Below are 12,348 nucleotides of genomic sequence, written 5' to 3'. Positions count from 1 at the left end.
TACGTCGTCTGGTCGGTGACCCCTGCGCTGCACACGCCGCTGATGGCCGTCACCAACGCCATCTCCTCGGTCATCGTGGTCGGCGCGCTGCTTGCCGTCGGCATCGCCGCCTCGGGCGTCGCCGCGGGCTTCGGCTTCGTCGCGCTGATGCTGGTGTCGGTCAACATCTTCGGCGGCTTCCTCGTCACCCAGCGCATGCTGGCCATGTACAAGAAGAAGGACAAGTGACGTGACCGTCAATCTCGCCTCCTTCCTCTATCTCGTTTCCGGCATCCTGTTCATCCTGGCGCTGCGCGGCCTGTCGCATCCGACCACCAGCCGGCAAGGCAATCTCTACGGCATGATCGGCATGGGCATCGCCATCGCCACCACGCTGGCTTTGGCCACCCCGTCGGCCGGCCGCTTCGGCCTGATCGTGCTCGGCCTTGCCATTGGCGGCGGCGTCGGCGCCGTCACCGCCAGGCGCATCGCCATGACCTCGATGCCGCAACTGGTCGCCGCCTTCCACTCGCTCGTCGGCCTTGCCGCCGTCATGGTGGCGGCCGCCGCCATCTATGCGCCGGAAAGCTTCGGCATCGGCACGGCGGGCGACATCCACGCCCAGGCGCTGGTCGAAATGAGCCTGGGTGTGGCCATCGGCGCCATCACCTTCACCGGCTCGGTCATCGCCTTCCTGAAGCTTGACGGGCGCATGTCCGGCAAGCCGATCATGATCGGCGGCCGCCATCTCATCAACATCGCGCTTGGCATCGCCTTGGTCGTGCTGATCGTGCTTCTGGTCTCCACCGAATCGAAGCTCGTCTTCTGGCTCATCGTTGCCGCATCGCTGGTGCTGGGCGTGCTGCTCATCATCCCCATCGGCGGCGCCGACATGCCGGTCGTGGTGTCGATGCTCAATTCCTATTCCGGCTGGGCGGCGGCCGCGCTCGGCTTCACGCTCGGCAATCTGGCGCTGATCATCACCGGCGCGCTGGTCGGCTCGTCGGGCGCCATCCTGTCCTACATCATGTGCAAGGGCATGAACCGCTCCTTCATTTCCGTCATCCTCGGCGGCTTCGGCGGCGAGACGGCGGCTCAAGCCGATGACGGGATCGAGCGCACGGTCAAGCAGGGCTCGGCCGACGATGCCGCCTATCTGATGATGAACGCGCAGAAGGTCATCATCGTGCCGGGCTACGGCATGGCCGTCGCGCAGGCGCAGCACGCACTGCGCGAGATGGCCGACAAGCTCAAGGCCAATGGCGTCGACGTCAAATACGCCATCCACCCCGTGGCCGGCCGCATGCCGGGCCACATGAACGTGCTCTTGGCCGAAGCCAACGTGCCTTACGACGAAGTGTTCGAGCTCGAGGACATCAATTCCGAATTCGCGCAGGCCGACGTCGCCTATGTCATCGGCGCCAACGACGTCACCAACCCGTCCGCGCGGGACGACAAGAGCTCACCGATTTACGGTATGCCGATCCTCGACGTCGACAAGGCGCGCACCTGCCTGTTCGTCAAGCGCTCGCTCGGCTCGGGCTATGCCGGCATCGACAACACGCTGTTCTACAAGGACGGCACCATGATGCTGCTCGGCGACGCCAAGAAGATGACCGAGGAAATCGTCAAGGCCATGGACCACTGACCCGATCACATCGTCCGCATGAAGAAGCCCGGCTCGCCGGGCTTCTTCAGTTTCGAACTTGAGACGATGTTCAACGGCTGGTCAGGAACACGGCCTCCTCGTCGTCGCGCTGCCTGCCGCCGAGAGCGGCCGCGGCGCTGGCGATGAAGGCGCCGATGACCAGCGACAGGGCACCAAGAAGCGCGAATGTGGCGCTCGCCTTCCTGGCGGTATCGGCCGCCTGCTGGGCCTTGGCCTTGGCGTCCTGCGCCTTTGCCAGCAGCGTATCGACACGCGTCTTGGCGTCTGTTTCCGACAGGCCAGTGCGTGCCGCGACCAGCTGCGACAGGTATGTCTTGTCCTCGGGCGAAACCTCGCCAGCCGCAGCGCTGGCGATCAGGATGCGGGATGCCTGCGCTGCCGCCGCCGCGTCGTTTTGCGGATTGGCGGCCGCCAGTCTCGCCGCGTCCGCCGGCCTGAACAACGAGTCCACCAGATACGATGTGGCATTGTCCGTCGATGCCCCGCCTGCATTGGCCGCCGCACCGGCGGAAGCGCCCTGGGCCGCGCCGGAGGCCACGTTGGACACGGCCTGGACACCGGTACCCACAGCAGCGGACAGCGCCGAGCCGAGCACGCCCGCGACCAGCAGTGTCGCCAGCGCCCAAGCGAGGAAACCATGAGCCGTATCGCGGAAATAAACCTCGTCGGTATGGACGCCCACCCATTTCGTGCGCAGCCGGCCGGCAAGATAGCCGCCGAGGCCCGACGACAGCCATTGCACGACGATCAACCAGACCGCCGTCGACACCGCGAAAGTGGTGATCGAGGCGCCCGAGCCCGACCAGGGTGAAACCATGCTCAGCCCCAGGCCGGAGCCGAGCAGCATCAGGATGAAGGTCAATGTCGAGGCGGCGAAGGCGCCGGCGATGATCGGGCCCCAGCTGATGGCGGTGGCGGATGATTCCACCGCGTCGGGATCATCCGTGATCGACAGGGTGGACTGCATGACAGCCCCCTATCGCGCGAAAAGCATGATGAGAAGGATGATCGGGATCGGAACCCCGAGTAACCAGAGCAAGATACCACGTCCCATGGAGGCCTCCTTCGTCAGGAATTGTGATCGATACTGCCACAATGCTGGAAAGAAGCTTCCGTTCCGGTCGCTCGAATGAATCTCGCAAAGGAAACATTGGCGCGACCGATGCGCGCCAATGATCTCCGGTCCATGCGCCTAGATGTCGAGGTTGGCCACCGACAGCGCATTGTCCTGGATGAACTCGCGCCGCGGCTCGACCTCGTCGCCCATCAGGCGCGAGAACAGGCTGTCGGCGTCGGTCGCATCGCTGACCTTGACCTGCAGCAGCGAACGCACATTCGGATCGAGCGTGGTTTCCCAAAGCTGCTCGGCGTTCATCTCGCCTAGGCCCTTGTAGCGCTGCATGGTCAGGCCTTTGCGGCCTGTCGCGAACACCGCGGTGAGCAGCGCCAACGGTCCCGAGATGCTTTCCGAGACGTCCTTGCGGCGCAGCATGGGCGGTGTCCCATAGACGTCGCTGAGCCGCTGCGCGTAGCGGTCGAGCTGTCGCGCATCGGCTGAATTGATCAGCGCCATATCGAGATGGGCGTATTCCTTGACGCTGCGCACCGTGCGTTCGAAGACATAGCCGCCGATACCCTCATTCGAAGTCGACATCCGGCCGGTCCAGCCGCGCTCGGTGTCCTCGGCAATGATATCGAGACGCTGCGCGATCCGCTCCGCCATCGCGTTGGCGCGGCCAAGATCGGCGACGATGTCGGCGTTCAGCCCGCCGGCGATCGCCGCCTGTTCCACGACGCCCCTGTTGTAGCGCGTGTGCAGGCCGTTGATGAGTTGGCGCACGGCAAGCGCATCGTCGATTGCCGCCCGCAGGTCCTGCCCGGCGCGAACCTCCCCGGAGCCGAGCGTGAGCGAGGCTTCTTCCAGCCCCGAGCCGATCAGGAATTCCTCGAACGCGCTTTCGTTCTTGATGTATTGCGAGCTCTTGCCGCGCGTTACCTTGTAAAGCGGCGGCTGGGCGATATAGAGATGGCCGCGTTCGATCAATTCCGGCATCTGCCGGAAGAAGAAGGTGAGCAGCAACGTCCTGATATGCGCGCCGTCGACATCGGCGTCGGTCATCAGGATGATCTTGTGATAGCGCAGCTTGTCGGCGTTGAACTCGTCCTTGCCGATCGACGTGCCGAGCGCGGTGATCAGCGTGCCGATCATGTCGGAACTGAGCATGCGGTCGAAGCGGGCGCGCTCGACATTGAGGATCTTGCCGCGCAGCGGCAGGATGGCCTGGTTCTGGCGCGAGCGGCCGCCCTTGGCGGAGCCGCCGGCCGAATCGCCCTCGACGATGAAGATCTCGGACTTCGCCGGATCGCGTTCCTGGCAGTCGGCAAGCTTGCCGGGCAGCGAGGTGACGCCCAGCGAGGTCTTGCGGGTGATGTCGCGCGCCTTGCGCGCGGCCTCGCGCGCCGCCGCGGCCTGGATCACCTTCTCGACCACGACCTTGCCTTCGCTAGGATGCTCTTCGAGCCAGGTGCCGAGCGCCTCGTTGACCAGCCCTTCGACCACGGGCCGGACTTCCGAGGAGACCAGCTTGTCCTTGGTCTGTGAGGAGAATTTCGGGTCGGGGACCTTGACCGACAGCACTGCCGTCAGTCCCTCGCGGCAATCGTCGCCGATCAGCGAGACCTTTTCCTTCTTGGTCAGGCCAGAGGAATCGCCATACCCGGTGATCTGACGCGTCAGGGCGCCGCGAAAACCGGCGAGATGCGTGCCGCCGTCGCGCTGCGGGATGTTGTTGGTGAAGGCCAGCACATTCTCGTGGTAGCTGTCATTCCACCACATCGCCACCTCAACGGTGATGCCGTCGCGCTCGGCGCGGATGGCGATCGGCTTCTCGATCAGCGGCTTCTTCACCCGGTCGAGATATTTGACGAACTCTTCGAGGCCTCCGTCATAGTGCAGTTCATGCTTCACAATGTCGGCATGACGGGCGTCGGTCAGCACGATGCGCACGCCGGAGTTCAGGAAGGCGAGCTCGCGCAGCCGGTGCTCCAGCGTGCCGTAGTCGAACTCGACCATCGTGAAGGTCTCGGACGACGGAAAGAAGGTGATTTCGCTGCCGCTGCGGCCTTCATAGGTGCCGGGCTGCTTGTTCTGCTCGTAGGTGCCGGTGACGCTCAGCGGCGCGTCGGCATTGCCGTGCGTGAAGCTCATCTCGAAGATCTGGCCATTGCGGCGGATCTTGAGCTTCAGCCAGGCCGACAGGGCGTTGACCACCGAGACGCCGACGCCGTGCAGGCCGCCGGACACCTTGTAGGAGTTCTGGTCGAATTTGCCGCCGGCATGCAGCTGCGTCATGATCACTTCGGCTGCCGAAATGCCTTCGCTGGGATGGATATCGGTGGGAATGCCACGCCCATTGTCGATGACGGTGACCGAACCGTCGGGATTGAGCGTCACCGTGACGAGGTCGGCATGGCCGGCCAGCGCCTCGTCGATGGCGTTGTCGACGACCTCATAGACCATGTGGTGCAGGCCCGAGCCGTCGTCGGTATCGCCGATATACATGCCGGGCCGTTTGCGGACGGCATCCAAGCCCTTCAAAACCTTGATGGAATCTGCGCCGTATTCGGCTTCGGCGCCGTTGGCGTTCTCAGTCTGGTCGCTCATGAAAACCTGTTGTCTAGAGGCGGCTGGTGGAGCGCGAAAAATCGCCCCGAATCGCGCTTTCAATATCGCCCAGATATAGGCCTTAAAGGTGGTTTTTCCAAGGTTTGCAGGCATTTTCGGGCGGAAAAGCGCACTGTCGGCCAGCTATTGGCGAGAGGCTTTGACCTTAGCCAGCCGGTCGCGCAGGAATTTTGATCGTGAACTTCCATCTTGGCGCCGGCTGCCCCTTCCGGCCGCTCGGCATTGGCTGGGTCGCCAGCCGCCAGAGCTTGCGCAAGTGCCTTTCCGCCGCCGCGATGACGGCGATCAAAAGCACCGGCAGTAAAGCGCATGGCAAATGTAGGCCGAACCGCCCACGGTTCAGTCGTTTGCCGAGATTCCGCCTGTTTACGGCGCGGGCGTGTCGGCTTGCATCAGCCGGCGCGCATCGGCTTCAGCGCCTCGCTCCAGCGCAGCAGCTCGTCCAGCATGGTTTTTGCCCCGCCCTGCACCTGCTCGCTGGCTTCGAAGGAGCCATCGGTTCCCAGCAGCTTCTGGTACAGCGGCAGCGCGAGGCCTTCCGGAACCGGCATGACGCCGACGGAGGTCAGAAGCGGCTTGAGCGCCTGTGCCGCGCGCAGGCCGCCGGAAACGCCGCCATAGCTGAAGATGGCGGCGGGCTTGTATTTCCATTCGCGCGAGAGATAGTCGATCGCGTTCACGATGGCCGGTGCGACGAAGTAATTATATTCCGGTGCCACGAAGACGAAGGCGTCGGCGGCATCGACGGCCTTCGACCAGGCCTTGGTATGATCGTTCAGGTAGTTGCCGAGCCTGGGATGGTGCGGCTCGTCCAGCACCGGCAGATCGAAGGCGGCGATGTCGGTCAGCACCGGTTCGAACTTGCCGTGCTCGCGCGCGAACCGCTCCAGCCAGTACGCGAAAACCGGTCCGGCGCGGCCCGGCCGGGTGCTGCCGATGATGATGTTCAACTGGTGCTTCAAGGCGGGCTCCTTCGATTGACGGTATCTGTTGGTGACCGTGACCTACGGCAGAGCGCCGTCATGGACAAGACCGCGCCGTTTGGCGGGCGGTCACAATCAGATGATGGGAGCATCGCTCTGTCCCTTCGAGGCCACGGCTTTTACCGTCTGTCGCATGGACGCGCCGTGCGTCAGTCACTACATTGGACGGAGGCAAGGAGTAGCGCGACGCGCTTGCCAGCGGAGCAGCCATGGACACCCAGCCCGCCCCCTTCGTTCCGCCGGCGCCGAGGCCGCGCACATCGCCGCCCTCGACGCTGGAGATGATGCGCATCGTCTACCGCAACCCGCTCGAACTGTGGGGCGAGCCGACCTACAACGAGCCCTGGATATCGGTGAACGGCGTCGGCGGACCGCTGGTCATCGCCAACGACCCCGGCCTCATTCGCCATGTCCTGGTCGACAATGCCAGGAACTACAAGATGGCGACGGTGCGCCAGCTGATCCTGCGGCCAATCCTGCGCGACGGCTTGCTGACGGCCGAAGGCGAGGTCTGGAAGCGTTCGCGCAAGGCGATGGCGCCGGTGTTCACGCCGCGTCACATCTTTGGTTTCGCCGGGCCGATGCTCAAGCGCACGCTCGAATTCGCCTCTCGCTACGAGGATGGCGGCACCTCCGACATCGCCCACGACATGACACTGCTGACCTACGACATCCTGGCCGAGACGCTTTTCTCCGGCGAGATCGCGGGGGAGCCGGGCAGTTTCGCCAAGGAGATCGACCGGCTGTTCGAGACCATGGGCCGCGTCGATCCGCTAGACCTGCTGCGCGCGCCCGAATGGCTGCCGCGGCTTACCCGCATCCGCGGCCGCAAGACCATGGCCTATTTCCGCAAGATCGTCAGCGATACGGTCAAGATACGCGAACAAAAATTCAGGCGCGATGCCGATGCCGTGCCGCAGGATTTCCTGACGCTCCTGCTCAAGGCCGAGGGGCCGGAGGGGCTGACACGCCCGGAAGTCGAGGACAATATTATCACCTTCATTGGCGCCGGCCATGAGACCACGGCGCGAGCCTTGGGCTGGACGCTCTATTGCCTGGCCGAGGCGCCATGGGAGCGGGAAAAGATCGAGCGCGAGATCGATGCCGTGCTGGCGCGCGAGCCCGATCCGACGAAATGGCTGGACGCTATGCCGCTCACCCGCGCCGCCTTCGACGAGGCGCTCAGGCTCTATCCGCCGGCGCCGTCTATCAACCGCGAGCCGATCGAGCCGGAAAACTGGAGGGGTCTCCACATCCCGAGGCGCGCCGCCGTGCTGGTCATGCCTTGGGTCGTCCACCGTCACAGGAAGTTGTGGGACAGGCCGGACGCGTTCATGCCGGAGCGGTTCCATCCTGGAAACCGCGAAAAGATCGACCGCTTTCAGTATCTGCCGTTCGGCGCCGGGCCGCGCGTCTGCATCGGCGCCAGCTTCGCCATGCAGGAAGCGATCATCGCGCTCGCCGTCCTGCTGTCGCGTTTCCGCTTCGATTCCATCGCGCAAACCAGGCCGTGGCCGGTCCAGAAGCTGACCACCCAGCCCCAAGGCGGGCTGCCCATGCGGATCACCTCGCGCCTGTAATCGCCCGCCATCGGCCGATGTTCAGACCGCCGGTTTGCGCTGGAACTGGCCGGCCGCGCGAAAACGCCAGAGATAGCTGGGCAGGATCGTGCCGAGCGCCTGCGGCTGGATGCCGAGACCGACAAGCGTGCGGTTGGCCCTGGCGGCCTCCTCCGACACGACATTGTGCTCGCGCAATTGCAGCACCTGATCCTTGGTCAGTAGCGGGTTGGGCAAGAGGCCCAGGATCGACGCCTGCAGGTTCGCCACCCACCACGGCACCGGAACCAGTAGGCGCTTGCGCTCGATCACCGCGAGCATTTCCTGCATGCTTTCCTTGAAAGTAAGCACCTGCGGGCCGCCAAGCTCGTAAATCTGGCCGCCCTTGACCTTGCCATCGACCGAGCGCGCCACCGCTTCGGCGACGTCGCCGACATAGACCAGCTGGAACTTGGTGTAGCCGCCGCCGATCAGCGGCAGTGCCGGCGAATAACGCGCCATGTTGGCGAAGCGATTGAAGAAATTATCTTCCGGCCCGAAATTGATCGACGGCCGCAGGATGACGGCGTCCTTGATCGTCTCCAGAACGGCCTTTTCACCAAGGGCCTTGGTGCGTGCATAGTTGGATGCGGCTTCCAGGTCCGCGCCCAGGGCCGAAATATGGGTCAGGCCGGCGCCGGCGGCGCGTGCCGCTTCGGCCACCGCGCGAGCGCCGAATTCGTGCACGGCCGTGAATTTCTGTCGGCCGCTCTCATGCAGCACGGCAACCAGATTGACGACGTGATCGGCACCCTGCAGGGCGCGATCGACCGACCAGCGCACGCGCACATTGGCCTGCACCGGCTGGATCTGGCCGACATTGCCGAGCGGCTGCAAATGGCCGGCGAGATCGGGCCGGCGGCAGGCGACCCTGATGCGATAGCCGCGCTTGGCCAAGGCCCGCACAACGTGGCGGCCGACAAAGCCAGACCCGCCGAAAATGACGACGAGCTTGGGGGTCTGCAGGATTTCGGTCATGGCTGGCTCCGGCGCTCGAAAGCTTGGCTGAAGCCGTTTCATAATCCGTTTCGCGTCAAACGCAAAGGGTGACGCGTCGTCGCTGCCGCCCTGGTTCTCAGAGCAATTCCAGGAAAAGTGTGAAGCGGCTTTCCCAGGAAAACAGCTTGGGAATTGCGTCGGGACAAAAGCGCTTCAGAACGCCTTGCCTGACGCAGAAAACCCCGCCGAGGCGGGGTTTTCCGGATGACATCCATGCGAAGCCAGGGGCCGACAGAGCGGCCTGACCTGAGACGGTATCAGGAGGGCGTGAAGCAAGTACGCCCACCCCAGCCCTGGACATCCGACATGGTGCCACCGACCTTCTTGCAGGCCGCGATGAAATCGGCGCTGCAACTGGCGAATTTCGCGTGGCCGTTCTTGCAATAGTGGTCCTCGGTGGCGCCGCCGCCCGGCGCGGCGATGACGCCTGGACTGGACGGCTTGATCGGCGCGGCCTTCAAGTTGGCCGCCTGGGTAGCGCCCATGAACGAGCCGAGGAGAAGGACGGCGGTCAGAATGGTGGTCTTGGTGCTGGTCATGATGGTTTCCTTTCATTGAGGTTGGTTTTTCGGGGACGCGAAGGGCATGCCTTGGCGTGGAGCAGGTTTCGATGTGACGTGCTGTTCCCCGGTCTGGATCGGGCAAGCTCATCCTGCCCTGGACACGCATTGGTCGCCCCGACGCTCGAAAAGGTTCAGACCGCGCGCGAAAAAAAACGCATAGCCATGCCGCGGGCAGGAGGCCGGCGGCTAATGAGCTGAAAAGAAGAAATTATTTTAGGCCGAATAACGCTCGGCGAATTCGGAAATGCGCTGCACCACGGCCTTGGACACGTTGATGCCTCGTGCCGCGGCCTTCTCCGCCGCCTCGGCCCGGGAGCGGCCCGGCACGTGCACGCCGTAGCGCCGACGCAGCCGGTCGAGCTGATCCTTCATCCGCTGCTCGAAATCCGGATCGACCAGCTTGGGCTCGACGGCCAGCACGAACAGGCCGGTGCCGGGATTGTCCGGGCCGCCGGTGAACCAGGGCGCATCGAGCGACCAGTTTGCGCCCGACAGACCCGCCGCCAGCACCTCGACCATCAGCGCGATGTTGGCGCCGCGCTGGCCACCGAAGGCGAGCATGGCGCCTTTCATGGCTGCGGCCGGATCTGTAGTGGGATTGCCGCTGGCGTCGAGCGCCCAGCCTTCGGGGATCTTCTTGCCGTCCTCGGCCGCCTTGCGGATATTGACGAAGGCGGTAGCGCTCGACGATTGATCGATGACCAGCGGCGGGCCGTCGGCCGCGGGTGCGGCGAAGGACATCGGGTTGGTGCAATAGACCGGCTTGACCGAGCCCGAACCGGCAAGCACCGCCGGGCCGTTGGTGGCGGCGAAGGAGACCAGCCCCTGCGCCGCCAGCCTTCCGGTAAAGTAGCCTAGGGCACCGCACGTATAGGCATTCTTCTGCGAGAAGATGGCGACGCCGAACAGTCTTGCCGCCTTGGCAAGGTCCTCGAGCGTGCGGTCGAAGCCGGTGTGCGCCAGCCCGCCTTGCGCATCGGAAAGATAGACTGCGAGCGCCGGCCGGGTGATCACCGGATCGGCATTACCGTCGATGCGTCCGGCCTCCAGCGCTTCGAGATAGTCTATGAAATGCGACAGCCCGACGGTCGAGAGTCCTTCCGCCTCGGCCGATATGATCGAGGCGGTGAGCGATTGCGCCGCTTCCTCGTTGGCGCCCGCACCCAGCGCCGCCATGCGGCACAGCCCGGTTGCCTGTTCGAGACTGAGTTGCATGGCGATTGCCTTTAGTGAGTAGTGAGTAGTGAGTAGTCAGCAATGGGTGGTGGCGGCTAGCCACTTCCTACTCACTAATCCCTGCTCACTAGGTCCTACCCGATCTTGTTCGGAATCCGCGCCTCGATCCTGCCGAAGGCGAAGACCAGAATGCCGGTGATCGCCATATAGATCAAGGCAAGCAGCAGCAAGGGCTCATAGGTGAGGTAAGTGTCCTGTCTGACCTTCGACGAAACGGCGAAGATGTCGATGACGCTGATGGTCGCCACCAGCGGCGTCGATTTCAGCTGCAGCACGGTTTCCCCGGTCAGCGTCGGCAGCGCCCGGTAGAAGGCCTGCGGCAGCCAGATACGCCGGAAGATCTTCCAGCGGCTCATGCCGAACGCACGTGCGGCTTCGAGCTGCCCCTTCGGCACGCCGGCAAAGGCGCCGCGCATCACTTCGCCCTCGTAGCCCGCGAACGAGAGCGTCAGCGCCAGGACGGCATAAGGCCATGCCTGCCTGAGATAGGGCCACATCCAGGATTCGCGGATCCACGGATATTGCGGAAACAACGAACCCAGCCCGTAGTAGAGCAGCCACAGCTGTAACAGCAGCGGCGTTCCCCTGATGACGGTGCAGAAGACCTTCGCCGGCGCCGCGAACCAGATCGGGCCGCCGGCCTGTGCCAATCCGACCGGCACCGCGATCAGGAAGCCCAACAGGCAAGTAACGGCCAGGATCCACAGCGCGCGCCAGATGCCGAGCAGGGCCAGGCCGTAATATTGCGGCAGCCAGTCCCAGCGCATGAAGAAGGCCGCGGACAGCACCAGCCCGAGCGCAATCAGGATCAGCACGATACGATGCGGCTGCAGCCAGAGCGAGGCGCGGGCCGCGCTGTTGATGATGGCCGCTTCGCTCGCCATCAGCGCGCTTCCTTGATCGATGGCATGCCGCGTCGCGCCCATTTCTCGACGCGACCAAGAATGAGGTTCGAAAACAGCGTCACGGCCAGATAGAGCATGCCGGCCGCGAGATAGAATATCAGATAGGCCTTGGTGACGCCCGCCGCCTGCCGCGTCGCCAACGTCAGTTCGAAGAAACCGACCACGGCCAGCAGCGCCGTATCCTTGGTGGCGATCAGCCAGAGATTGGCGAGACCCGGAATGGCGAAGGGCAGCATTGCCGGCAACGTGATGCGCCGCAAGAGAAGGCCGGGAGACATGCCGTAGGCGCGGGCGGCTTCGATCTGGCCTTGCGGGACGGCAAGGATGGCGCCGCGGATGACCTCGGTCGAGTAGGCGCCCTGGACGAAACCGAGCACCGCGATGCCGGCCACCAGCCCGCTGATGTCGACGCGCTGATAGCCCATGGCGGTCAGCATCTGGTTTATCAGGTCGGTACCGGCGTAGTAGAGGAGCAGGATCAGCACCAGTTCCGGTACCGCGCGCACTATGGTCGTGTAGACCGCCAGCAGGTCGCGCACCACGGGGCCGCCATAAAGCTTGCCATAGGCACCGCCGGTTCCGATCAACAGTCCGACGATCGTGGCGCCGACGGCGATCTCAAGCGAATGCAGCAGCCCGAGCATGAGCGTCCCGCCCCAGCCGACGGGCGCGGGCGACAGGAGTTCGATGATGCCGGCCGCCGAGGCCGGAAGAAATGAATCGATCAGCTT

Annotated in this window: 11 protein-coding genes; 3 read left to right on the top strand and 8 right to left on the bottom strand. The window is 64.3% G+C overall.

The annotated features are described in order from the left end of the window. Window positions 1–228: proton-translocating transhydrogenase family protein (locus tag LB532_RS16935; RefSeq protein ID WP_181169540.1), on the top strand; the 228-nt coding region annotated here is incomplete at its 5' end. Window position 229: 1 nt separating this feature from the next. After that, window positions 230–1,627 (top strand): NAD(P)(+) transhydrogenase (Re/Si-specific) subunit beta, encoded by a 1,398-nt coding sequence (locus tag LB532_RS16930; RefSeq protein ID WP_140643287.1) that lies wholly within the window; start codon window positions 230–232, stop codon window positions 1,625–1,627. Window positions 1,628–1,697: 70 nt separating this feature from the next. Here the strand turns inward: LB532_RS16930 and LB532_RS16925 are convergent, their stop codons facing one another. The 3 genes from LB532_RS16925 to LB532_RS16915 all read right to left on the bottom strand — a co-directional run bounded on the left by LB532_RS16925 (window position 1,698) and on the right by LB532_RS16915 (window position 6,295). Next, window positions 1,698–2,615: a hypothetical protein gene (locus LB532_RS16925; RefSeq protein WP_140643768.1), complete on the bottom strand. Its 918-nt coding sequence runs from the start codon at window positions 2,613–2,615 to the stop codon at window positions 1,698–1,700. 225 nt (window positions 2,616–2,840) lie between these two features. Next, a complete protein-coding gene (gene gyrB, locus LB532_RS16920; protein ID WP_140643767.1) occupies window positions 2,841–5,312 on the bottom strand; it encodes a DNA topoisomerase (ATP-hydrolyzing) subunit B in 2,472 nt (823 codons plus the stop codon). 413 nt (window positions 5,313–5,725) lie between these two features. Continuing rightward, window positions 5,726–6,295 (bottom strand): NADPH-dependent FMN reductase, encoded by a 570-nt coding sequence (locus LB532_RS16915; protein ID WP_140643766.1) that lies wholly within the window; start codon window positions 6,293–6,295, stop codon window positions 5,726–5,728. A 230-nt stretch (window positions 6,296–6,525) separates the two neighbouring features. Between LB532_RS16915 and LB532_RS16910 the strand changes: the two genes are divergently transcribed. Continuing rightward, window positions 6,526–7,896: a cytochrome P450 gene (locus LB532_RS16910; RefSeq protein ID WP_140643764.1), complete on the top strand. Its 1,371-nt coding sequence runs from the start codon at window positions 6,526–6,528 to the stop codon at window positions 7,894–7,896. Window positions 7,897–7,917: 21 nt separating this feature from the next. Here the strand turns inward: LB532_RS16910 and LB532_RS16905 are convergent, their stop codons facing one another. The 5 genes from LB532_RS16905 to LB532_RS16885 all read right to left on the bottom strand — a co-directional run bounded on the left by LB532_RS16905 (window position 7,918) and on the right by LB532_RS16885 (window position 12,261). Then, entirely contained in the window at window positions 7,918–8,892 is a 975-nt protein-coding gene (locus tag LB532_RS16905; protein WP_140643762.1) for a complex I NDUFA9 subunit family protein, read from the bottom strand. 278 nt (window positions 8,893–9,170) lie between these two features. Next, complete coding sequence (locus tag LB532_RS16900; protein WP_140643760.1) at window positions 9,171–9,452, bottom strand: hypothetical protein; 282 nt, start codon at window positions 9,450–9,452, stop codon at window positions 9,171–9,173. 237 nt (window positions 9,453–9,689) lie between these two features. Then, window positions 9,690–10,691, bottom strand: coding sequence for an Ldh family oxidoreductase (locus tag LB532_RS16895; protein ID WP_140643758.1), 1,002 nt, complete (start codon window positions 10,689–10,691; stop codon window positions 9,690–9,692). A gap of 95 nt (window positions 10,692–10,786) precedes the next feature. Next, on the bottom strand, window positions 10,787–11,596 hold the full coding sequence (locus LB532_RS16890; protein WP_140497262.1) for an ABC transporter permease: 810 nt from the start codon (window positions 11,594–11,596) through the stop codon (window positions 10,787–10,789). Beyond that, window positions 11,596–12,261 (bottom strand): ABC transporter permease, encoded by a 666-nt coding sequence (locus tag LB532_RS16885; protein ID WP_140643756.1) that lies wholly within the window; start codon window positions 12,259–12,261, stop codon window positions 11,596–11,598. The genes LB532_RS16890 and LB532_RS16885 overlap by 1 nt, the downstream gene beginning before the upstream one ends. Window positions 12,262–12,348 lie beyond the last annotated feature (87 nt).

Source organism: Mesorhizobium sp. ESP-6-2, assembly GCF_020164675.1.
In the GTDB taxonomy this organism is placed as follows: domain Bacteria; phylum Pseudomonadota; class Alphaproteobacteria; order Rhizobiales; family Rhizobiaceae; genus Mesorhizobium.
The sequence above is the reverse complement of the archived record's forward strand: the minus strand, read 5'-3'. Positions and strand labels throughout refer to the sequence as shown.